Here is a 23,397-nt window from a genome sequence, read left to right on the forward strand (position 1 = left end):
TATGAAAATTCTATTAGAAAATCGTACAATAATCGACCAAAAGGATATGAGCATAAGTCATATATTTGAAATCATAAATAAAACTATTGCTGAGGATGATAAAATATTTAGCCATTTAGTGATTGATTCAGTTCCTATAAATGATAATTTTGAAGATTATTTTAATGAACACTTAAATTCACTTGAATGTGTTGAAATCATTACAAAAACCTATGAAGAAAACATATGGGATATAATCGCATCGACACATGATTATTTAAATAGAGGCATTAAAGAAATGGAGCAGCTTGCTGATAATTTTTACAAAACGCCTAAGGTTCAAGACTGGAAGCAACTGGCTGATTTGTTTGAAGGAATGGGTTGGATCTTAGAAAGTACAGAATTAGTCAATGCATATGAGCAAGTTGCTCTACCTGAAAAACTATGGCAAGATTATAATGAAAACGTAGATACGCTAAAGGAACAAGTCGCTATCCTATCAGTTGCAATGGAGCATGATGACAGAGTAACAATAGCTGATGTAGTCTCTTATGAGATAGTACCTATATTTAATGCGCTATTGAAAGTATGTAAAGAATTAATGAATCAGAGGTGAAACTATGGCACTTAATGAGAATATAGAAATTATAAAAAAGCATAATTTAGAGATAGGGTATGGGGTTGAAAAAGCTATCGAATACGGTGAAGATAGCCGTTGTCATCTTGAAAACGCTAAGGATGGAAGCTTAACCCTGTATACAATAAAGAATGGTATTAAACAATACTTACATAGTAAATATAATCCAAAGCGGGAAGCAGAATCGATTGTTGAAAACCTCATTGGAATAGATAAACAAACAGTTTTATTCTTATATGGTGTAGGGCTCGGTTATCACATTGAGGCCATTATAAATAAATTCCCGGAAAATGATATATACATATATGAGCCAATTAACGGACTTATGTATTTGTTTTTATCAAGATATACTTTTAGTGCACGTCAGCTGAGTAAGATAAAGGGTATAGCGGTTGGAGCGGATGAATCTGCATTGAATAATTTATTTAATGGGTATTTTAGTGGACCAAAAGAAAAAACATTGCTTATTGAACTGCCTACGCATAAAAAAATCTATGATGATGAATATACGCAATTCTCTAAACAATTCACACTATTTCTTAGTAAGATTCAACATAATACCTTTACAAACATATCATATCAAAAACTATGGATTGTTAATTGTTTGAAAAATTTGGATATGATTATTGATACACCCAATATAATCAACCAAAAAAAAGACTATTTTAGCAATAAGCCGGTTCTTGTCATATCAGCTGGTCCTTCTTTAAATGATGAAATTGAACATATAAAAAAAATAAAAGAATTTGGCATGGCTTACATTTTTTCTGTAGGTTCTGCAATTAATACACTGATTCACCATGGGATACATCCGGATGCTGCTTGCACATATGATCCTACCGATCCACATAAAAGTAATCAGTTGGTATTTGACGTGATAAAAAAGAACAATATACTTGATATACCTTTGATTTTTGGAACGACTTCAGGGTATAAAACTATTGAAGACTATCCAGGTCAAAAGTACCATATGATGACCAGTCAAGATAGCGTATCCGAGCATTTCCTTAAACTAAATAATAATAGTATAAACCAACCTGTAAGTGATGCCACAACAATCGCAGCAGTTACACTACAATTGGTATATAAACTGGGATTTGATCCAATCATTCTTGTAGGACAGAATCTGGCTTTCAGGAATAATGAAAGACACTCAAAAGGTATAAGTTATAGCAAAAAAATATCGAACAAAGAACTAGAAGAAGGCATATTGGTTAAAGATGTCTATGGTAATGATGTTATGACAGATATGAGCTTCAATAAAATGCGAGAAGATTTGGAAGTATTCATTGAAGGATACGCTGATAGAACGGTTATGAATACAACAAAATTCGGAGCCAATATAAAAGGAACGATATTTAAAGAGTTAGAGGAAACCACGAATATTTACTTGCACTCAAATACAGTAGAAAAAGATGCATTTAAAAGTAGTCCTACGGATTATGATATTTCATATACGATTTCTCAATTTGAAATGATGGATATTGCTTATGAGGATGCTGAAGCATTAATCGTTGAATATGATGACATAATAGAAAATATAAGGAAAAAAATAAAATACAAATCCTTATCAGATATAGAAAAAAAATATACTAAATTAGATAAATCTTTAATGAAACTTGAGCAGAATGATTTTTTTCGTATCTTTATCTTACCGATGAATAGGGTTCAATATAAATTATTAGTAGATCAGATTATCATATTGAATTTAGAAAAAGATCCTTTTGAAAAAGGGTCGATGATAGTAAACAGGTTTTCCAAGTTCATAGAAATATGTAAAGCGGATATAAAGACGATTCATCTAATTTATGAAGAGGTAAAAGAAACAATATTGAAAAAGCATAAAAGTAAAGAATAAAATATGAATACTAATTTTCGAGGGAGGTATAGTATGAAGACAGCTTTAGTGACCGGAGCAGATGGATTTATTGGCAGTCACCTAACAGAAGCATTGGTAAATAATGGATATAAAGTAAGAGCCTTTTCTTATTATAATTCATTCAATAGTTGGGGATGGCTTGATACATTGCCGAAGGAGATAATGAATGAAGTAGAAGTGTTCAGTGGTGATATCAGAGATCCAAACGGTGTAAGGGCGTCATTAAAAAGTATGGATGAGGTTTTTCATCTTGCAGCACTTATTGCGATACCTTTTAGCTATCATTCACCAGATACCTATGTAGATACAAATATCAAAGGCACACTTAATGTACTCCAGGCAGCAAAAGATCTACAAACTTCAAGAATACTGATTACCTCAACTTCAGAAGTTTATGGTACTGCTCAGTATGTTCCAATGGATGAATCACATCCTTATCAAGGTCAATCACCATATTCGGCAACAAAAATCGGAGCAGATCGAATGGCAGAAGCCTTCTATAAAAGCTTTCAGGTACCTATTACCATTGTTCGTCCTTTTAACACCTATGGACCGAGACAATCTGCTAGAGCGGTTATACCAACAATTATCACTCAATTATTATCGGGAAAAGAAGAAATAAAACTAGGTGCTCTTTCACCAACAAGAGATTTTAACTATGTTAAGGATACTGTGAATGGCTTTATCGAGATAGCTAAATCAACTAAAACGATTGGTGAAGAAATCAACATAGCTACAGAAAATGAGATATCTATAGAAAATCTTGCTAATGAATTGATTAAACAGATTAATTCAAGTGCAAGAATCATAAGTGATGAACAACGCTATAGACCGGAGTTAAGTGAAGTTAATAGATTATTCGGTTCCAATAAAAAGCTTAAAGAGCTGACCGAATGGAAAATGAATTATAGTTTTGAAGATGGGATGGCTGAAACGGTTAGCTGGTTTAGACAGAACCTTGACCGGTATAAAACAGATATCTATAACTTGTAGGAGGGTTGCAATAGTGAACGAAGAAAATCAAGTTTTGTTTAAACGCTATATTCAAAAGCAATTACTACATTTTTTTGATTGTAAGGAGGATATATCCGATTTTTTTGGCGAAGCGCTAACACGTACACTAAAATGCTTCAAAGCGACTAGAAATAAGTATTATCATGATGAAAAGGGTATGCCTATACTATCACAGCTACATTCTGGACAGTACTCAATATTTCTATATTATTTAGGAAATACTATATATAGGAATGGCGGCAGTCATGTTCTTGCAACAACAACGTACTGTTTAAATAAGACATTACACTCTGTTGATTGGTACTTTGAAATAGAGTTGCCTGAAATATTTGGTGTCGAACATCCTTTAGCGAGTATTCTAGGAAGAGCAAAATATAAGGATGGCTTCTTCTTCTATCAAGGATGCACAGTAGGCGGAAATAAAGGGCATTATCCTACATTAGGTAAGAATGTAATCTTGTTTTCAAACGCTACAATTATAGGGAAATCCATTATAGGTGATAATGTTATTGTTTCTACAGGATCAACCATCAAAGATGAGATTATTCCGAGTAACGCTCTGGTTTTTGGACAATCGCCTAATCTAATTGTTAAAGAAAAAAGTTTAAGTTATATGCAGGAAAAAATAAGTAATTTTTGGTTCTAACAGGAGGTTACTCAATATGGATAATATTATTCCATTATCAGTTCCTAATTTGAAAGGCAATGAATTAAAGTATGTGACCCATGCCATTGAAACGGAATGGGTATCTTCAATTGGGAAATATATTATAGAGTTTGAAGAAAAAATAGCTAAATATGTCAACTCTAAAGGTGCCGTAGCTTGTCAAAATGGGACTTCAGGTCTTCATATAGCGCTAAAGGTCTGTGAGGTTCTAAGTGGTGATGAAGTTATTGTTCCTACATTAACATTCATAGCCGCGGTTAACCCAATTAAATATTGCGGTGCTGAACCAATTTTTATGGATTGTGATGATTCTCTTACTTTAGATATTAGAAAGTTAACTGATTTTTGTGATAATGAATGTCATTTTTTTGAGGGTAAATTAATTAACAATTTAACGAAACGAACAATTAAAGCCATTGTGGTTGTTCATGTCTTTGGCAATATGGCTAATATGGTTGAGATTATAAACCTAGCAAAGAAGTATAATCTAAAAGTCATTGAAGATGCGACAGAAGCATTGGGGAGCTATTATATATCTGGAGATTATAAGGGGAGACATGCTGGCACCATGGGTACCATAGGTGTATACTCGTTTAATGGCAATAAAATAATTACCACAGGTGGTGGTGGTATGGTTGTATCCAATGATGAAATTATTCTTAAAAGAATAAGGCACTTAACAACACAAGCTAAAAGCGATGACCTCTATTATACTCATGATGAAATTGGTTATAATTATCGAATGACAAATATACAAGCGGCACTAGGTTTGGCACAACTTGAGCAAATAGAAAAATTTATTGATATTAAACGCAGCAATTATGAATTATATAAAGAAAAAATAAAAATGATTGATGGGTTGTCATTATTTGAGTTTAACAAAGAAATACGTAGTAATTATTGGTTTTACGGACTGATAATAGACAGTAAATACCCCCTTCATAGAGATCGACTAATTGAGTTTTTGGCTTTAAAAAGTATACAATCAAGACCCCTTTGGGGACTAATACATGAACAATTACCTTATCAAAATAATCAGTATTATAAGATTGAGGTTGCAAAACGGTATGCAAAGACACTCATTAACATACCCTGTAGCTCAAATCTAAAGAGCGAAGAAGTGAATTATGTATCGGATTGTCTTAAAAGCCAAGTCTAATAAATATAAATTGGTTGGGAGGGTGTAAGAATGGATATAAAAGATTACTTTGTTAATGAAGAATGTACAGTAATCGATGCTATGGAAGCACTTGATAAAGTAGCGAAAAAAGTACTTTTTTTGTGTGATGGGCTAAAACTGATTGCAGCAATTACCGATGGGGATATTAGAAGATGGATCTTAAGGAAGGGCGATTTGTATGCAAAGATAAAAGAAGTCGCAAACTTCAATCCAAAATTTTTATATGAAGAGAAAAAAGAAAAAGCAATTGAATATATGAAAAAACACTCCATAGAAGCCATTCCAATTTGTGATCATCAAATGAATATACTATCTGTTGTCAGATGGAATGATGATGCAACCGAACTGAAGAAATATCTCGATGTGCCTGTAGTAGTGATGGCAGGAGGCCTAGGTACTAGATTATACCCTTATACAAAAATATTGCCAAAACCATTGATACCAATAGGTGAAATTCCGATTGCGGAACATATTTTAAACAGGTTCTATATGAATGGATGTCATGATTTTTATCTGGTCATTAATCACAAAAAAAATATGATCAAGGCATATTTTAATGAAATCATAAAGAAATATGACCTTACTTATATCGAAGAAGAAGAACCACTAGGAACAGGGGGTGGTCTATCCCTATTAAAAGGAAAAATTGAATCAACGTTTATATTATCTAATTGTGATATTATTATTCTTGAAGATTATAGCAAAATATATAAGTATCATATAAAAGAAAAAAATAAGATTACAATGGTATGTTCTTTAAAGAAGTTTAAAATCCCCTATGGGGTTGTTGAAATAGGTGAAAATGGTATGATTGAATCAATGAAAGAAAAACCGGAGTTGTCATTCTTTACAAATACCGGAATGTATATTGTTGATGCATCCATCATTGAGGAGTTAGATGATCATCAATTTATTGGATTTCCTGACATTATTCAACGATACAAGGAATTAGGTGAGAAAATAGGTGTTTACCCAATCAGTGAGAATTCATGGCTTGATATGGGTCAATTAGATGAAATGGAAGAAATGAAAAGAAGGTTGGAGTTTGATGTGTGAGAAAATTCTTTTAGTTGGTGGTGGTGGCCATGGTAAATCAGTTTTAGATAGTTTAATCCAACTTAATCACTATTCTGAAATAGGGATTGTTGATAGCAAAGAAAAAATAGGCTCTTATGTGATGGGTATACCTGTAGTGGGTCATGATGCAGATCTACAAACATTATATGAAAGAGGTTATAAAAACGCCTTTGTAGCTATTGGTGAACCAATGCTTAGGATGAGGCTATTTAATAAACTTATTAGGATAGGATACTTAATTCCAAATATTGTGGATAGGACTTCAACAATCAGTACCTACATTGAAGTTGGGAAGGGTATATATTTTGGCAAAGAATGTGTTGTAAATGCATGCGCAGTCATTAATGATGGTGTAATTATCAATACAAAAGCACTTGTAGAACATGATGGGTATGTTGGTGCATTCGCACATATAGCACCTGGTGCAATTCTATGTGGTGAAGTATCCGTCGGTAAGCGAACGCTAATCGGTGCCGGGAGCATTATTAAGCAGCAATTAAAAATTGGATCGGATACAGTCATAGGTATGGGTAGTGTTGTACTTAAAGATATTGAGGATGAAAAGTTGGCATATGGTAATCCCTGTAAGGAGGTTTATTAGTCATGGAAACTTACATTATTGCTGAAGCTGGTGTTAATCATAACGGTAATCTTAATCTTGCTAAAAAAATGGTTGATGAAGCTAAAAAAGCAGGCGCTAACTGCATTAAATTTCAGACATTTGTGACCAAAAATCTAGTTTCTAGGTTTGCACAAAAAGCAGAATATCAAAAAAAGGAGACAGATTCTAAGGAGAGTCAATATGATATGCTTAGCAATTTAGAACTATCTTTTGACGATTTTATAGAATTAAAAAGATATTGTGAGAAAAAAGAAATTGAGTTTCTTTCGACAGCTTTTGATCATAGTAGTATCGATTTTTTGAATGAATTAGGAATGAGCAAATGGAAAATCCCTTCTGGTGACATTACAAATCTACCCTATTTGATAAAAATTGCTCAGTTACATAAACCTATAATTCTGTCTACCGGAATGTGTTCAATGGAAGACATTTCTAATGCTTTAAATGTTTTAAAAACACATGGCGCAACAGACATAACTGTATTACATTGCACGACAGAATATCCGGCTCCTTTCAAAGATGTGAATCTGAAAGCAATGGTAACAATTGGTGAAACTTATAAGTTACCCATAGGTTATTCGGATCATACAATAGGCATTGAAGTTCCTATTGCTGCGGTAGCTCTTGGTGCAACAATTATTGAGAAGCACTTTACCATCGACAGATCCTTGAAGGGTCCAGACCATAAAGCAAGTATTGAACCTCAAGAATTCAAAGCAATGGTTTCATCAATCAGACATATCGAAGATTGTTTGGGTAATGGTGTAAAAAAGCCTGCTGAATCTGAGGCTAAAAATATAATGATTGCTAGAAAAAGCATAGTAGCAAGTAGACAAATTAATAAAGGTGAAATGTTTTCTGAAAGAAACTTAGCGGTTAAAAGACCGGGAAATGGTATTTCACCAATGCAATGGCAGACTGTTATTGGACAATTTGCTTCAAAAGATTATCAAGAAGATGAGTTGATTGAGTTATGAAGAAAGTAATAAGTATACTTACGACCACAAGAGCTGACTATGGGCTCCTAAAGCCAATAATATTAAAGCTTAAATTAGTAGAGGCATTCGATATACGTGTAGTTGTTACAGGTACGCACTTATCAACAGAATTCGGTTCAACCAAAAATGAGTTATACGAAGATGGCATTATAGTGGATCAAGAAATTGAGATACTTGATGATGGAGATTCTGCATTATCTGTTACGAATACAATGGGTAATGCTTTAATAAAATTTGGAAAATACTTTAATCATATAAAGCCGGATATGCTTATTATACTTGGTGATCGATATGAGACGCTAGCTATTGCTATTGCTGCAATGAATCAAAGAATTCTGATAGCGCACCTTTATGGTGGTGAGCTAACAGAAGGAGCGATTGATGACTCTATACGACATGCGATAACAAAGTTAAGTTATCTTCACTTTACAAGTACAGAAGCATATCGAAAGCGAGTTATTCAACTTGGTGAAGCACCTGAACGCGTATTTTGCGTTGGAGGTATGGGTGTGGAAAATGCAAAGCATGTGCTGACTATGACAAAAAGAGAATTAGAAAATTCACTGGATTTTTTATTAGACCAACCATTTGCGGTTGTCACTTTTCACCCTGAAACACTTCAAGACCATAAAGCAAAAGAGTATTTTACAGAAGTACTTTCAGCCCTTGAGAAGCACAAGGACATGAAGTATATTATTACAAAAGCGAATGCAGATGCCGAGGGTAGAATTATCAATCAAATGATTGATGATTTTGCTATGAATTCAAGAAATTGTATAGCTGTTGCGTCTCTTGGAACAAGAAGATATTTAAGTGCCTTAAAATATGCTTCTATGGTTATTGGAAATTCTTCGAGTGGGCTTTTAGAAGTGCCAAGTTTTGGTATTCCAACCATTAACATTGGACAAAGACAAAAAGGAAGAATTCAAGCAACAAGTGTAATAAATTGTGAACCACGATGTGAAGATATATCTATGGCCATGGATAAAGCAACAAGTGAAGCTTTTATTAGTATAGCAAAAACCACGATAAATCCCTATGGCAATGGAGAGACATCGGATAGAATCGTTGAAATAATAGGGCGTTTTTTATTTCAAGAAACCTTAAACCTTGAAAAAAATTTTTATGATTGTGAGGGAATATAGCATGAAAGTAATGATTATAGGGTTGGGTTCTATGGGAAAAAGAAGAATCCGTTTGTTAAAAAAATATGATTCGACAATTGAAATTGTTGGGGTTGATCAAAGTGATAATCGAAGAAGTGTATGTGAAAGTACCTTTCATATAAAAGTATATGAGAATACGAAGGATTGCTTAGAGCATCAAAAAATAGAAGTTGCTTTTATCTGTTCCTCACCGCTGACGCATAAAAAGCTCATAACAGAGTGTTTATTGCATAATGTGCATGTTTTTTCAGAATTAAACTTAGTATCAGATGGTTATGACTATAATATAGAATTAGCTAAAGAACGACAGAAGGTACTATTTTTGTCTTCCACATTTTTATATCGTGAAGAAATAATAGAAATTAGTGCTTTGGTGAAAAAAACGAATAATTTAGTAAATTATTCATATCATGTTGGACAATACTTACCGGACTGGCATCCATGGGAATCTTATAATGATTTTTTTGTAGGGAATAAAAAAACTAATGGGTGTAGAGAAATATTTGCAATAGAGCTACCATGGATGATTGAAACCTTTGGTGAGGTCATTAAGTTTGAAGTTATAAAAAGTAAAATGAGTGGCCTAAATATTGAATACAATGATAATTATTTATTAATACTTGAACATAGTACAGGTCATAAAGGTATGTTGGCGGTTGACGTTGTTTCAAGGAAAGCAGTTAGGAATTTAGAGATTTTTGGAGAAAATTTATTTCTTAGATGGGATGGATCACCACAGGGCCTCGTATCCTATGATATACAACTTAAAGAAGAGCGAAAGCTAAAGCTCTATGATAAAGTTGACCAATTAGACGCGTATAGTAATTTCGTTGTAGAAAACGCTTATTACAGCGAAATTTCTGCATTTTTTAATGTTCTTAATGGTGTATCAAAACCTATTTATGATTTTGAAAAAGATAAAGAGATATTGAAAATTATTGATAAGATTGAGGCATAATATGAAAAAAAATTATAAAATTGCAATAGTTGGTTTAGGGTCCATTGGAAAAAGGCATCTAATGAATATTCTTGATGAATTAAAGGATAGGAATATATCTTGCACCATAGATTTAATTCGCAGTAATCCGCAGAAAAAGATTTCTGAGGATGTTGGAAAATTCATAAACAACTGCTATTATACAACAGAGGAAGTACCCGATGACTATGATGCCATTTTTATTTCGAATCCAACCCATTTGCATTATGAAACAATTCAGACATTTGCACCAAAATCAAAGAATTTATTTATTGAAAAACCTATTTTTGATAACCCAAATCAATCCATAGAAGAGCTTAATCTTAATAAAAAAAGTATATATTATGTAGCATGTCCTCTAAGGTATATGGATATAATTGACTTTGTCAGACAGAAATTTGACTTGAAAAATGTCTTATGTGCGAGAGTAATTTCTTCTAGCTATCTACCGAACTGGAGAAAGCACGTGGATTATAGAAAATCATACAGTGCTTTTGAAACTAAGGGTGGTGGCGTCTCATTAGACCTTATTCATGAATGGGACTATATTCAATACTTATTTGGAAAACCATTAGAAATCCATAACTTCAGAGGTAAAGTTTCGGATTTAGAAATAGATAGTGATGATATATCTATATATATTGCTAAATACAAAAATATGATGGTTGAAGTACATCTAGATTATTTTGGGCAAGAAATAATTCGAGAAATGCAACTATTTATGAAAGATGATACAGTGAAAGTTGATTTGGTGAAAAATGAATTAGTATTTCAAAAAAGTAAAGAAACAATTAGATTCCATGATACGAGAGATGATTTTCAACGTAAGGAAATCACATATTTCTTTGATTTAATTGAAGGAAAGAAAATAAATCATAACACCATAGACCAGGCATTTGAAACATTAAAACTTGCAAAGGAGGCTATCTCATTATGAAGATTCTATTCACGATATGTGGCAGAGCTGGTTCGAAAGGATTAAAGAATAAAAACCTAAAAGAGTTTTTGGGTTATCCATTGCCCTTTTATACCATTTCTGCAATAGATTTATATCTAAAAAATAGCCCTGAGATAAAAGCAGACATTGTATTAAATACGGATAGTGAACAGCTCATAAAAATGTTTGACGATGGAATCAAGAAAGAAATAGATGTAATAAAAAGAGAACAAGCACTTGGTATGGATCATATACCAAAAACTGCGGTTATATTAGATTGTTTAAAAAGAATGCAGATAAAGTATGAAACAAACTATGACATGGTTGTTGATTTAGATATCACATCACCTCTTAGAAGAACTAGAGATATTAAGAACCTAATTGAAAAAAAGCATACATATAGTACAGACGTTGTTTTTTCAGTGACGAATGCAAGAAGAAATCCATATTTTAATATGGTACGCAAATCAGAAAATGGGTATGAAAGAGTTATGAATTCGACATTCAACACACGTCAGGAGGCACCGGATATATATGATATGAATGCTTCGTTATATGCATATTCTCCGGAATTTCTAGAAAGTGAGAAAGGACTTTTTGAAGGTTATTGCGAGGTTATTCATATGCAAGATACGGCTGTTTTGGATATTGACCATGAAAATGATTTCGAATTAATGCAAGTAGTAGGCAAGTACCTTTTTGATAAAGAAGAATCTTTTAATGAGGTAAGAAATAACATAAGAAACATATCTATAAAATAATGACGATTATCACTGATTAATATCCTAAGTTTAATAGAAGGCTTTATTTTTGACGATAACTAAATTAGTGAAATAATGAATCACTCTATTAACTTTTTTCATGAGAAGCCGATATATAATGTAGGATATAACAATACAAGGAGGTATTACTATGAGAATTGATTCGGTTGGCAGCGCAAACAGTGTGTCAACACCCCAAAACGTAGAAAGAGTAGGCAGAACGGAATCTCCGGCTCCAATACAACCCGTGAAAAGTTCTGGAAGTCAGAATGGATTAGCAGTTAAACAACAAGAACGTATTCATGTGGAAGCAGAAGTTGCAGCGATAGAAAATACTAAAGAACAAGAACACCAAGTTATTAAGGCTATTGAAAAAGCAAATAAACATATTAGAACCTATGACAGACGTTTAGAGTTTTCCATACATGATGCAACCAAACAAATCATGGTAAAGGTCATCAATACTGAAAATGATTCAGTGATTCGAGAAATACCGTCTGAAAAAGTCTTAGATATGGTCGCCCATTTGTGGGAAATCTCAGGCATACTCGTAGACGAACATAGATAGGAGGTACTTCTATGGCAATACAATTTACAGGGCTTGCTTCAGGTCTTGATACTCAAAGTATTATAAAAGATTTAATGAAAGTTGAACGAACAAGAGTGGAGACTGTTGAAAAAGATAAGGTCTTAGCTGAGTGGAAAAAAGAAGCTTGGTCATCCATGAATACAAAGCTCTATAGTTTCTATAAGGAAGAACTTTTTTCATTCAAATCAGCAGGTACCTACAGTAAAAAGAAATTAACCAGCTCTAATGAAAACCTAGTTTCTCTTAACACTTCATCAGGGGCAGTAAGAGGGAGTCATAGTATTGAGGTTACAACCATGGCTAAAGGTTCCTTCTTGACTGGAGAGACATTAACAGGAGTTACGTCGACAACCACTGCTGGTGAGATGATGACTTTCGCTGATCCAGACACAAAGAATCTGACCATTAGTTTAGATGGCGGTGTAACAACCCAACAAATTACCATTGAGGCCAGTGACACTATGGCGAACATCACAAGCAAAATCAAAGATTTGGGACTAGACTTGAATGTTAGCTACGACAGCAATTTTAATCGACTTTTTCTTTCATCGACCAACACGGGTTCTGAAATGGAACTACAAGTCGCCGGTGATGAGGAAGTCTTAAACGGTTTAGGTTTTATTTTAGGTAATCGCATAGGCACAGCTGGTAGTGATGCTACATTTAAATATAACGGGACAGATTTGACAAGTTCAACCAATGAAGTAATAGTAAACGGTTTATCTTTCAATATCTTAGGTGAAGGTGGTAGTTCGACTATATCAGTAACCCAAGATACAGAAGCCATATATGATTCTGTTAAATCATTTGTTACAAAATACAACGAGCTTATGTTGGAAATGGATGGAAAAATTAGCGCTGACTCAGCCAGAACATATAAACCATTAACTTCAGAAGAAAAATCTGCTATGAGTGAAGATGATATTAAGTTATGGGAAGAGAAAATTAAAGTATCATTACTTAGAAGAGATGATACACTAACAAGTATTATGAGTGGTATGAGAAACACATTGACTCTGTCTTCTGGTGTAGATACAACAGGGTTTACTTTTAGAAACTTAAGTAGCCTAGGCATCGTTACAGGAAGTTATACTGAAAAAGGTGTCTTACACATAGACGGCGATGAAGACGATGATTTATACAGTATTAAAGAAAATAAGCTAAGAAATGCCATTAATGAAGATCCGGATGCGGTAATGGAACTTATGACAAGTTTGGGCAATAAATTATATAGTGATATGAGCGACAAAATGAAGTCATCTTCACTAAGTAGTGCATTGACTTTTTATAACGATAAAATGATGGATAACCAAGTTAAAAGTTTTGACACGAAAATGAGCGAACTTGAAGTTCGTCTAGCGAGCATTGAAGAACGTTATTATAAGCAGTTTACTGCAATGGAAAAAGCCATGCAACAGGCCAATTCAACTGGTAACTGGTTGGCACAACAATTAGGAGGTCTCTAAGATGACAAGTAATCCATACATAAAAATAAAATCCAATTCCATTATGACTGCCTCTCCTCAAGAACTGACATTAATGCTTTATGATGGTGCCATTAAGTTTGGTAACCAAGCTAAAGTAGCCATGGTTGATAATGATATAGAAAAAAGTCATAATCTTGTTATGCGCGTACAAGATATTATTGAAGAATTCCAAGCAACACTGGATAAAAGCTATGAGGTCGCCACAGGCCTAGAATTAATGTATGACTACATAAGTCGTAGATTGACTGAAGCCAATATGGTCAAAGATCCAGAGATACTTGAAGAAGCCATTGGTTTTATTAGAGATTTACGTAATACTTGGAAAGAAGCCATGCAACTCACAAAACAAGGTGAGAGTATTGGGAATTTGAAAACGAAGGCCCAATAAGATAGACTAAAAAATGAACAGTAAATTAATAAACGAGCAAACTGACCAATTATTAGGAGTGGATTCTATGGATATAGCAGCAATGTCAATTGCATTAGCTCAGGGACAAGTGAAGCAACAAGCCAGTGTCCAACTGGCCGCGAAAGTTATGGATATAGCAGAGGTTCAGAGTCAAGACCTTATCAAGATGATGGAACAAAGTGTAACCCCCGAGATTGGACGTAGCATCGACATACAGATATGAACAATTTGCTTTTTAATTGTTCACAGAGGGAAAATTCCTATAATCTTTCAGCCAGGTATCAAGGCTGAAAGCTCGAATTTACCTAGAAAAAATAATAAACTTAGAGGATCTGGTCAATGGACTGGGTCCTTGTTACTTTATTCTTATGGTAGTCAAGCAGGTCATATTTTGTTATAATTAGAGAACAAGAAAAAAGGTGGTGTATTATGGGTGACATGCATTTACAAGTCGATATACTTGTTGAAGCTTTAGAAAAAAAGAAAGTACTGTTAGAAGAGATTCTAGACTATTCAAAAGAACAATCGAATTTACTTATGAAGGAAGATTTTAATACGACAAGTTTTAATAATATTATGAGCAACAAACAAATTCGAATTGATAAGCTCATTCAAATCGACGAGGGTTTTGAAAGTGCTTTTGACAGAATTAAGTCAACTTTAAAGGCACAACCTTCATTATATAAAGAAGCTATTGAGAAAATGAAGCAACACATCACCGAAGTCAGCGATCTAGGTGTAGAGATTCAAGTTACAGAAATGCGGAACAAGCAAAGATTTGATCTTAAGAGCCAGAACATCAAAGGTGATGTTAAGAACTTCCGTAATCAAAGAACGGCGGTCTCTAGCTACCATAATAATTACAATAAACAGAAGAAGGCAGACCAACCCCATTTCTTTGACTCGAAGAAATAATATAGAAGTATGGTTTAATGAATTATAAGTATTTTACACTATCCGTTGTATTATTATCACCTTTTCTAATGAAGCGGGTGAAGCTATTAAAAGAGCTTGACAAGATGTTGTACCTATGATAAATTTATAGTTGCACGTTTGTAGGGCTTTTTTTTATGCGCTATTTTTAAAAAGAAAGCAGCTTCAAACACAACATATTTTAACAGTAGAACAAGTGGAGGTGGAAGTTGTGCGCGTTAAAATCACGCTAGAATGTACGGAGTGCAAGCAAAGGAATTATAATACAACCAAGGAAAAAAGGTTGCACCCAGAACGCATGGAAACAAAAAAATATTGTAGATTTTGTAGAAAACATACCAATCACAAAGAAACAAAATAGTTTTCTATAAAAGCACAGAAGGAAGTGAAACAATGGGTGAAGCAAACACTACGAAAAAAACTAATTTTTTCAAAGGTCTGAAAAGCGAGTTTAAAAAAATCGTATGGCCTAGTTTCCCAATCTTAATGAAGCAGACAGGTATTGTTATCGCTGTTTCATTAGTCGTCGGCGGTATAATTGCAGGAATTGATACAATATTCGGTGCAATTGTACGTTTCTTACTACTATAAACAACAGAAGGATGGTTCTATGTCTGAAGAAGCAAAATGGTATGTAGTTCATACCTACTCAGGGTATGAAAACAAGGTGAAAGCCAACATTGAAAAGTTAATAGAAAACAGAAAGCTACAAGATCAGATTGTAGAAGTTATCGTTCCCCTTCATAAGGTACTGGAAGATAAGAATGGTCAACGCAAAGAAGTTGAGAAAAAACTCTACCCAGGTTACGTCATACTCAAGATGTTGATGAATGATGAGACTTGGTATGTTGTGCGTAACACAAGAGGTGTTACAGGCTTCGTTGGACCGGGATCTAAACCAGTGGCTTTAACAGAGGCGGAAATCAAAACCATGGGCATCGACTTACATATTATGAAGATGGATGTGGCAATGGGTGATACGGTAACAGTAACAGATGGACCATTCGAAGGTTCGGTTGGTGTCGTTAAAGAGATTCACGACCACAAAAGGACCGTTATTGTTAATCTGTCAATATTTGGTAGAGAAACGCCGGTTGAATTGGACTTTTCCAATATGGTGAAAGTCTAGTATCGTAACAATTTGTCCATAACGGACAAGTGGGAGGGAAATCCCCGTAAATACCACATCGGATATAGCTGATTTCCCATAGGCGCTATGCGCTATTAGTTATATTTTAGAAATCAGGAGGTACGCTATCATGGCGAAAAAAGTTACAGGACTTATAAAATTACAGATTCCTGCTGGTAAAGCAACTCCAGCACCACCAGTTGGACCGGCTCTTGGTCAGCATGGTGTTAACATTATGCAATTTACAAAAGAATTTAATGCAAAAACAGCGGATCAACCAGGTATGATTATTCCTGTTGTTATCACTGTATATGCAGACAGAAGTTTTAGTTTCATCACAAAGACACCACCTGCGGCGATTTTGCTTAAAAAAGCATGTAACATTCAGTCCGGTTCAGGTGAACCTAATAAAACAAAAGTGTCTAAGATTTCAAAAGCAGAAGTTCAAAAAATTGCAGAGCTTAAGATGCCGGACCTAAATGCGGCTAACATCGAAACAGCGATGTCTATGATCGCAGGAACAGCAAGAAGCATGGGTATTGTTGTAGAAGACTAACAACAAACCGGACAATTTGAAAACATCGGTCGACCGATAATCCGTGGAAGGGTAAGACCCGATACTACCACAAGGAGGTATAACAATGAAAAAAAGTAAAAGAAAAATTGAGTTACAAAAATTAGTTGATAAAACAAAGCAATATGATCCAGCAGATGCTTTAAGCTTAGCCATTGAAACAGCAAAAGCAAAATTTGATGAAACTGTAGAGGTCCATGTTAGACTTGGTGTTGACGGACGTCATGCTGAGCAACAGGTGCGTGGTGCAGTTGTACTACCACACGGTACCGGTAAAACTGTTCGTGTTCTTGTATTTGCAAAAGGTGCAAAAGCAACAGAAGCAGAAGCAGCAGGCGCAGATTTTGTAGGTGCTGAAGACTTAATTCCAAAAATCCAAAACGAAGGATGGTTGGAGTTTGACGTTGTTGTTGCAACACCTGACATGATGGGTGTGGTTGGTCGTCTTGGTAGGGTCCTTGGTCCAAAAGGCCTTATGCCAAACCCAAAAGCCGGCACAGTAACCATGGATGTGGGTAAAGCAATAGAAGAAATCAAAGCTGGTAAAATTGAGTATAGATTAGATAAAACGAACATCATCCATTGTCCAATAGGAAAAGCTTCTTTTGGTCAAGAAAAACTAGCAGATAACTTCCACACTCTCATGAATGCAATTATAAAAGCAAAACCATCCGCTGCAAAAGGTACTTACCTTCGTAGTGTATCTGTAGCTTCTACTATGGGCCCTGGCGTGAAGGTAAACCCAATGAAGTTAGATAGCTCAGCAGCAAAAAAATAATAAATCATCCTTCCGATCAGATATGATAGCTGATCGGAGGGTGAAATAATAGTTGACATAGGGTCGTACGTTTGTTATACTCTATTTCGCAGGTCGTTCGTTTTACGAATGACCATTATATCGCTGTAGACAGTAGGTGCGTAAGCATAAAGATTTCATTCACCTACCGAGGAGACTTTTTTTATCATGAATGATGATATGAATCGACCTTTGTCTATTGACAAGGGTCTTTTGTTTATAACAAGTCTATGGCAAGCCCCAATAAATAAATCAAGGAGGTGTACTAAATGCCAAGAATCGAAGAAAAACAATCCGTAATCAAAACCATCAAGGATTCAATAGAAGGTGCAACATCCATCGTGTTGGTTGACTACCGTGGCCTTTCAGTTGAACAAGACACTGAACTTCGTAAGTCATTACGTGAAGCAAACGTAACTTACAAAGTGTTTAAGAATTCAATGATGAGTTTTGCATTCCAAGGAACAGAATTTGAAGCATTAGAAAAGCATTTGGCAGGACCTAGTGCAATAGCCATCAGTTATGAAGATCCTACTGCAGGACCTCGCGTATTGCTTAAGCAATCAAAAGCATTCAAGAATCTTGAATTCAAAGCTGGCGTTGTAGAAGGTATTTATTATGATGATGCAATGATTGTCAAAATTGCTGCTATCCCATCCAGAGAAGAACTGCTTTCAAAATTACTTGGAAGTATCAAATCACCTATCTCTACATTTGCACGTACTATTAAAGCAGTTGCAGACAAAGCGGCTGAAACAGGTGCAGCAACAGCAGCAGATCTTGTTTCTGACAGCGTAGCAGAAGTAGTAGAACCGGTAGCTGAACCAGTAGCGGAAGTAGTAGAAGAAGTTGCAGTTGAAACTGAAGTAACCACAGAAGAAAAAATAGAAGAATAATAATATACGGAGGTGTCACACAATGGCAAAATTATCAACTCAAGAACTCATAGAAGCAATCAAAGAATTAACTGTACTTGAACTTAATGAACTAGTTACTGCATGTGAAGAAGAATTTGGTGTATCTGCAGCAGCTGGCGTTGTAGTAGCAGCTGGCGGCGGAGAAGCAGCAGCAGCAGAAGAAAAAACTGAGTTTGATGTTGAGTTAACATCAGCAGGTTCTCAAAAAATTAAAGTTATCAAAGTTGTAAGAGAAATCACCGGACTTGGTCTTAAAGAAGCAAAAGACTTAGTTGAAGGCGCACCTACAGCAGTTAAAGAAGGCGTAACTAAAGCAGAAGCAGATGAAATGAAAGCTAAGCTTGAAGAAGTTGGCGCACAGATTACACTTAAATAATACTATACCTAACCCCTGGGTTCTAGAATCTAGGGGTTAATTATCACCATGGAAACTAGAACAAACTATTATTTGTTTTAGTTTTTTTGTGCTTAGGAAATAATATTTAATGACATATTTAAGATGGTTTTCGTAAAGGCTTAGAGAACGATCATGGTTTTTACGAAGGTCATCAGAAAAAGCATATTTAGAATGAAACAATCTGCAATCAGAATGTATTTTTTTGTTGTAGTATTATTCTTGACACCTAATATAAGGTGTGATATTATTTGTTAATGCGTTAATATGGCTTTGTATGCTCATTTATAGGCTTATGTAGTTCGAATTAACTATGAAAGCCAGTTAAATAGGGTGTTTAGCAGGGTATCGTCACTTTTATACACAAACATGAAGTGTGTATTTATAATAAATCATATAGCCAAGGGGTGAAACTAAACCATGGAGAAAAACAGGATTAAACCTACCAAGTACGGAACAGGTCTTAGAATGAGCTATTCTAGCGAAAAAGAAGTTCTTGAAATGCCTAATTTAATTGAGGTACAAAAGAACTCTTATCAATGGTTTCTAGAAGAAGGATTGAAAGAAGTATTTCGCGATATTTCCCCAATAAGCGATTACAGTGGCAATCTGAAGCTCGAATTTATTGACTTTGCTCTGAACAAAGAAATCAAGTATTCAATGGAAGAGTGTAAGGATCGCGATGCCACTTATGCGGCCCCACTAAAAGTCAAAGTCCGACTTTTTAACAAGGAAAAAGACGAAATCAAGGAACACGAGATTTTCATGGGTGACTTACCACTCATGACACCAACAGGGACTTTTGTCATTAATGGTGCAGAAAGAGTTATTGTAAGCCAGTTGGTACGTTCGCCTGGTATTTATTATAATATCAATTATGATAAGATTGGGAAGCAACTATACTCAGCGACAGTTATACCCAATAGAGGTGCATGGCTGGAATTTGAAACGGATTCAAATGATATTTTTCATGTACGTGTGGATAGAACCAGGAAAGTACCGGTTACAATTCTAATCCGTGCCCTAGGTATAGGAAAAGATGCAGAAATCAAGGAACTTTTTGGTGAGGAAATGAAGATCCTTGCAAGTATTGAAAAAGATAACACCGGAAGTTACGAAGAAGGTCTCATAGAGATCTACAAACGTATACGCCCAGGTGAGCCGCCATCAGTTGAGAGTGCTGAGTCTTTAATCAATTCTATGTTTTTTGATCCAAGAAGGTATGATCTAGCAAAAGTAGGTCGCTACAAATTCAATAAAAAGCTATCCTTTATGTTCAGAATCGCTGGCCAAACTTTATCAGAAGATGTTATTGATCAAACCACCGGTGAAGTCATAGCGGAAGCTGGAGAAGTCTTAACACCTGAAAAGGCAGATGACATCCAAAATGCTGCGGTACCTTATGTTTATGTAACTGTAGAGGACAAAAAAGTCAAGATTCTATCCAATATGATGGTAGATATGGATCGATATGTTCAAGTAGATCGAAAAGCATTAGATATATTTGAACATGTATATTACCCGGTTCTTGCGGAACTTATGGCGGAATATGAAGGTGATGAACTTGTTGAAGCCATATCAAAAAATGTGGCAAGACTCGTACCAAAACATATAACAAAAGAAGATATCATTGCTTCTATTAATTATAATATCCATTTAGAACATGGTGTTGGTGTCAAAGATGATATTGACCATTTAGGGAATCGACGTATTAGAGCTGTTGGTGAATTACTTCAAAATCAATTCCGAATCGGTTTATCAAGAATGGAACGTGTTGTTCGTGAGCGTATGACCATTCAAGATCCTGAAGGCATTACACCTCAAACCCTTATTAATATTCGACCTGTGACAGCAGCCATCAAAGAGTTTTTTGGTAGTTCACAGTTATCACAGTTTATGGATCAAACCAATCCACTAGCAGAGTTAACCCATAAAAGACGTTTGTCAGCCTTGGGCCCTGGTGGTTTATCAAGAGAACGTGCAGGTTTCGAGGTTCGAGACGTTCATGATTCTCACTACGGTCGTATGTGTCCGATTGAAACACCAGAGGGTCCAAACATTGGTCTGATTAACTCTCTTGCTTGCTATGCGCGTATCAACGAATATGGCTTTATAGAGGCACCCTATCGTAAGATTGATAAAACAGGCGAAAAACCTGTGGTACTTGACGATATCGTATATATGACAGCGGATGTTGAATGGAATTATAGAGTTGCGCAGGCCAATGAGCCTCTAGATGAAAACAATCACTTCGTACATAAGTATGTAACTGGACGTTTTGGCGAGCACATCATAGAGATGGAAGACATTAGAATCGACTTGATGGACGTATCACCTAAGCAAGTATTTTCAGTAGCGACAGCTATGATTCCTTTCCTTGAAAATGATGATGCAAACAGAGCCCTAATGGGATCGAACATGCAACGTCAAGCGGTGCCTTTGTTGGTGACAGAATCTTCCATCGTAGGTACGGGTATGGAACACAAATCAGCGGTTGACTCAGGTGTTATGGCAATAGCTAAAAACGACGGCGTTGTTGATCGTGTATCTTCCGACGAAATCGTGGTCAAATCTTCAACAGGACAAAAAGACTACTACCGTTTAACGAAATTCTCAAGAAGCAATCAAGGTACATGTATCAATCAGAGACCTTTGGTGAATAAAGGCCAAAAAGTTCTTAAAGGTGATGTACTAGCAGATGGACCTTCAACCAGTAACGGTGAAATCGCCCTAGGTAAGAACCCATTGATTGGTTTCATGACTTGGGAAGGTTATAACTTTGAGGATGCTATTCTTCTAAGTGAAAATCTGGTAAAAGACGATGTATACACATCATTACATATTGAAGAGTACGAAGCGGAAGCACGAGACACTAAGCTAGGTCCTGAAGAGATTACCAGAGACGTACCAGGTGTTGGTGACGATGCATTAAAAGACTTAGACGAACGTGGTATTATCAGAATTGGTGCTGAGATTCGTTCCGGCGATATTCTGGTTGGTAAAGTAACACCAAAAGGTGAAACGGAATTAACCGCTGAAGAAAGACTTCTTAGAGCGATTTTCGGTGAAAAAGCCCGTGAAGTTAGAGACACTTCCTTGAAAGTACCACATGGTGCCAAAGGTATTGTTGTCGATGTTAATGTTTTTACAAGAGAAAATGGGGATGAACTGGCACCGGGTGTCAATCAGTCCGTAAGAGTATATATAGCCAAAAAAAGAAAGATATCCGTTGGTGACAAGATGGCGGGTCGTCATGGTAACAAAGGTGTTATCTCTCGTATTTTACCTGTAGAAGACATGCCTTTCTTACCAAATGGTAGACCACTTGACATTGTACTAAATCCACTTGGTGTACCTTCACGTATGAACATCGGTCAGGTTCTTGAAGTTCACCTTGGTTTAGCAGCAAAAGCATTAGGCTTTAAGGTAGCAACACCGGTATTTGACGGCGCTAATGAGATGGATATCATTGAAACACTTGAATTAGCCAATGATTATGTTAATTCAGAATGGAAAACCTTCTGCAGTAAATGGGAAGACAAACTAAATGAAGGCCTATTACAATACCTTGAGGAAAATCAAAAACACAAGGAAGAATGGGCAGGCGTTCCAATATCTGCTGATGGTAAGGTTGCACTAAGAGACGGTAGAACCGGTGATTACTTTGATAATCCAGTTACCATCGGTTACATGCATTACCTAAAACTTCACCATTTGGTTGAAGATAAGATTCATGCACGTTCGACTGGCCCTTACTCACTTGTAACACAGCAACCACTTGGTGGTAAGGCACAATTCGGTGGTCAGAGATTTGGAGAGATGGAAGTTTGGGCACTTGAAGCATATGGTGCTGCTTATACATTACAAGAGATCTTAACTGTAAAATCAGATGATGTTGTTGGACGAGTCAAAACTTACGAAGCCATCATTAAAGGTGAAAATATACCTGAACCGGGTATTCCTGAATCCTTTAAAGTACTACTTAAAGAATTACAGTCATTATGTTTGGACGTAAAAGTCATGACAAGTGACAATCAAGAAATCGATGTCAAAGAGGATTTTGAAGATGACTATGATTTGTCAACAAATATTGCAGTAACTGAAGAAAAGCTATCAGATACGGCAGTTGTTGGGAAAGTGGAAATCGGATCTGATATTGAAGACGATACAGATTTGTTGGAAATACAGGATGATGAAGAAGATGCTTCGCTGGAAGATAGTTTTATTATTCAAGACGAAGATGAGTTATTTGAATAAGTCGCATCGATAAAAGTAG

25 protein-coding genes and 1 other annotated feature are annotated in these 23,397 nt (G+C 35.4%); all 25 genes read left to right on the forward strand.

The genetic code is table 11. The features are described from left to right. The first annotated feature begins 1 nt into the window (after position 1). The 25 genes from PATL70BA_RS12390 (at position 2) to rpoB (ending at position 23,378) form a co-directional block, all read left to right on the forward strand. Complete coding sequence (locus tag PATL70BA_RS12390) at positions 2–595, forward strand: hypothetical protein (RefSeq protein WP_125137658.1); 594 nt, start codon at positions 2–4, stop codon at positions 593–595. 4 nt (positions 596–599) lie between these two features. After that, a complete protein-coding gene (locus PATL70BA_RS12395) occupies positions 600–2,474 on the forward strand; it encodes a motility associated factor glycosyltransferase family protein (protein ID WP_125137659.1) in 1,875 nt (624 codons plus the stop codon). Between the two features lie 33 nt (positions 2,475–2,507). Then, positions 2,508–3,488, forward strand: coding sequence for an NAD-dependent 4,6-dehydratase LegB (locus PATL70BA_RS12400; RefSeq protein ID WP_125137660.1), 981 nt, complete (start codon positions 2,508–2,510; stop codon positions 3,486–3,488). A 13-nt stretch (positions 3,489–3,501) separates the two neighbouring features. Beyond that, on the forward strand, positions 3,502–4,155 hold the full coding sequence (locus PATL70BA_RS12405; RefSeq protein ID WP_243115919.1) for an LbetaH domain-containing protein: 654 nt from the start codon (positions 3,502–3,504) through the stop codon (positions 4,153–4,155). 16 nt (positions 4,156–4,171) lie between these two features. Further along, positions 4,172–5,335: a LegC family aminotransferase gene (locus PATL70BA_RS12410; RefSeq protein WP_125137662.1), complete on the forward strand. Its 1,164-nt coding sequence runs from the start codon at positions 4,172–4,174 to the stop codon at positions 5,333–5,335. A 30-nt stretch (positions 5,336–5,365) separates the two neighbouring features. Continuing rightward, on the forward strand, positions 5,366–6,412 hold the full coding sequence (locus tag PATL70BA_RS12415) for a sugar phosphate nucleotidyltransferase (RefSeq protein WP_125137663.1): 1,047 nt from the start codon (positions 5,366–5,368) through the stop codon (positions 6,410–6,412). After that, a complete protein-coding gene (locus PATL70BA_RS12420; RefSeq protein ID WP_125138485.1) occupies positions 6,405–7,034 on the forward strand; it encodes an acetyltransferase in 630 nt (209 codons plus the stop codon). The genes PATL70BA_RS12415 and PATL70BA_RS12420 overlap by 8 nt, the downstream gene beginning before the upstream one ends. Positions 7,035–7,036: 2 nt before the next feature. Continuing rightward, on the forward strand, positions 7,037–8,032 hold the full coding sequence (neuB, locus tag PATL70BA_RS12425; protein WP_125137664.1) for an N-acetylneuraminate synthase: 996 nt from the start codon (positions 7,037–7,039) through the stop codon (positions 8,030–8,032). Next, positions 8,029–9,198 carry a UDP-N-acetylglucosamine 2-epimerase gene (gene neuC, locus PATL70BA_RS12430; protein WP_125137665.1) on the forward strand — a complete coding sequence of 390 codons (1,170 nt, stop codon included), beginning with the start codon at positions 8,029–8,031 and terminating at the stop codon, positions 9,196–9,198. The genes neuB and neuC overlap by 4 nt, the downstream gene beginning before the upstream one ends. Position 9,199: 1 nt before the next feature. Next, positions 9,200–10,177: a Gfo/Idh/MocA family protein gene (locus tag PATL70BA_RS12435; protein ID WP_125137666.1), complete on the forward strand. Its 978-nt coding sequence runs from the start codon at positions 9,200–9,202 to the stop codon at positions 10,175–10,177. A 1-nt stretch (position 10,178) separates the two neighbouring features. After that, a complete protein-coding gene (locus PATL70BA_RS12440; protein ID WP_125137667.1) occupies positions 10,179–11,132 on the forward strand; it encodes a Gfo/Idh/MocA family protein in 954 nt (317 codons plus the stop codon). Beyond that, on the forward strand, positions 11,129–11,893 hold the full coding sequence (locus tag PATL70BA_RS12445) for an acylneuraminate cytidylyltransferase family protein (protein WP_125137668.1): 765 nt from the start codon (positions 11,129–11,131) through the stop codon (positions 11,891–11,893). Before PATL70BA_RS12440 ends, PATL70BA_RS12445 begins: the two co-directional genes overlap by 4 nt. A 151-nt stretch (positions 11,894–12,044) precedes the next feature. Next, positions 12,045–12,461 carry a flagellar protein FlaG gene (locus tag PATL70BA_RS12450; RefSeq protein ID WP_125137669.1) on the forward strand — a complete coding sequence of 139 codons (417 nt, stop codon included), beginning with the start codon at positions 12,045–12,047 and terminating at the stop codon, positions 12,459–12,461. A gap of 11 nt (positions 12,462–12,472) precedes the next feature. Then, positions 12,473–13,948 (forward strand): flagellar filament capping protein FliD, encoded by a 1,476-nt coding sequence (fliD, locus tag PATL70BA_RS12455; protein WP_125137670.1) that lies wholly within the window; start codon positions 12,473–12,475, stop codon positions 13,946–13,948. A gap of 1 nt (position 13,949) precedes the next feature. After that, on the forward strand, positions 13,950–14,357 hold the full coding sequence (gene fliS / locus PATL70BA_RS12460) for a flagellar export chaperone FliS (protein WP_125137671.1): 408 nt from the start codon (positions 13,950–13,952) through the stop codon (positions 14,355–14,357). A 67-nt stretch (positions 14,358–14,424) separates the two neighbouring features. Further along, complete coding sequence (locus PATL70BA_RS12465) at positions 14,425–14,601, forward strand: YjfB family protein (protein ID WP_125137672.1); 177 nt, start codon at positions 14,425–14,427, stop codon at positions 14,599–14,601. A 206-nt stretch (positions 14,602–14,807) separates the two neighbouring features. Then, the gene (flgN, locus tag PATL70BA_RS12470; RefSeq protein WP_125137673.1) at positions 14,808–15,293 is read left to right on the forward strand and encodes a flagellar export chaperone FlgN; all 486 of its coding nucleotides are present in this window, start codon (positions 14,808–14,810) and stop codon (positions 15,291–15,293) included. Positions 15,294–15,522: 229 nt separating this feature from the next. Next, on the forward strand, positions 15,523–15,672 hold the full coding sequence (rpmG, locus tag PATL70BA_RS12475; RefSeq protein WP_125137674.1) for a 50S ribosomal protein L33: 150 nt from the start codon (positions 15,523–15,525) through the stop codon (positions 15,670–15,672). Positions 15,673–15,704: 32 nt separating this feature from the next. Beyond that, entirely contained in the window at positions 15,705–15,902 is a 198-nt protein-coding gene (secE, locus tag PATL70BA_RS12480) for a preprotein translocase subunit SecE (RefSeq protein WP_125137675.1), read from the forward strand. A gap of 19 nt (positions 15,903–15,921) precedes the next feature. After that, positions 15,922–16,440, forward strand: coding sequence for a transcription termination/antitermination protein NusG (gene nusG, locus PATL70BA_RS12485; RefSeq protein ID WP_125137676.1), 519 nt, complete (start codon positions 15,922–15,924; stop codon positions 16,438–16,440). Between the two features lie 130 nt (positions 16,441–16,570). Further along, entirely contained in the window at positions 16,571–16,996 is a 426-nt protein-coding gene (gene rplK / locus PATL70BA_RS12490) for a 50S ribosomal protein L11 (RefSeq protein WP_125137677.1), read from the forward strand. An 85-nt stretch (positions 16,997–17,081) separates the two neighbouring features. Continuing rightward, positions 17,082–17,792 carry a 50S ribosomal protein L1 gene (gene rplA, locus PATL70BA_RS12495; protein ID WP_125137678.1) on the forward strand — a complete coding sequence of 237 codons (711 nt, stop codon included), beginning with the start codon at positions 17,082–17,084 and terminating at the stop codon, positions 17,790–17,792. Positions 17,793–17,897: 105 nt separating this feature from the next. Beyond that, positions 17,898–18,035: a sequence feature (ribosomal protein L10 leader region), on the forward strand. A 44-nt stretch (positions 18,036–18,079) separates the two neighbouring features. Beyond that, positions 18,080–18,706: a 50S ribosomal protein L10 gene (rplJ, locus tag PATL70BA_RS12500; protein ID WP_125137679.1), complete on the forward strand. Its 627-nt coding sequence runs from the start codon at positions 18,080–18,082 to the stop codon at positions 18,704–18,706. Between the two features lie 22 nt (positions 18,707–18,728). Then, positions 18,729–19,103 (forward strand): 50S ribosomal protein L7/L12, encoded by a 375-nt coding sequence (gene rplL, locus PATL70BA_RS12505; protein WP_125137680.1) that lies wholly within the window; start codon positions 18,729–18,731, stop codon positions 19,101–19,103. Between the two features lie 438 nt (positions 19,104–19,541). Continuing rightward, positions 19,542–23,378 (forward strand): DNA-directed RNA polymerase subunit beta, encoded by a 3,837-nt coding sequence (gene rpoB / locus PATL70BA_RS12510; protein WP_125137681.1) that lies wholly within the window; start codon positions 19,542–19,544, stop codon positions 23,376–23,378. The last annotated feature ends 19 nt before the right edge of the window (positions 23,379–23,397 follow it).

Origin of the sequence: Petrocella atlantisensis, from assembly GCF_900538275.1 — a bacterium.
Classification (GTDB): domain Bacteria; phylum Bacillota; class Clostridia; order Lachnospirales; family Vallitaleaceae; genus Petrocella; species Petrocella atlantisensis.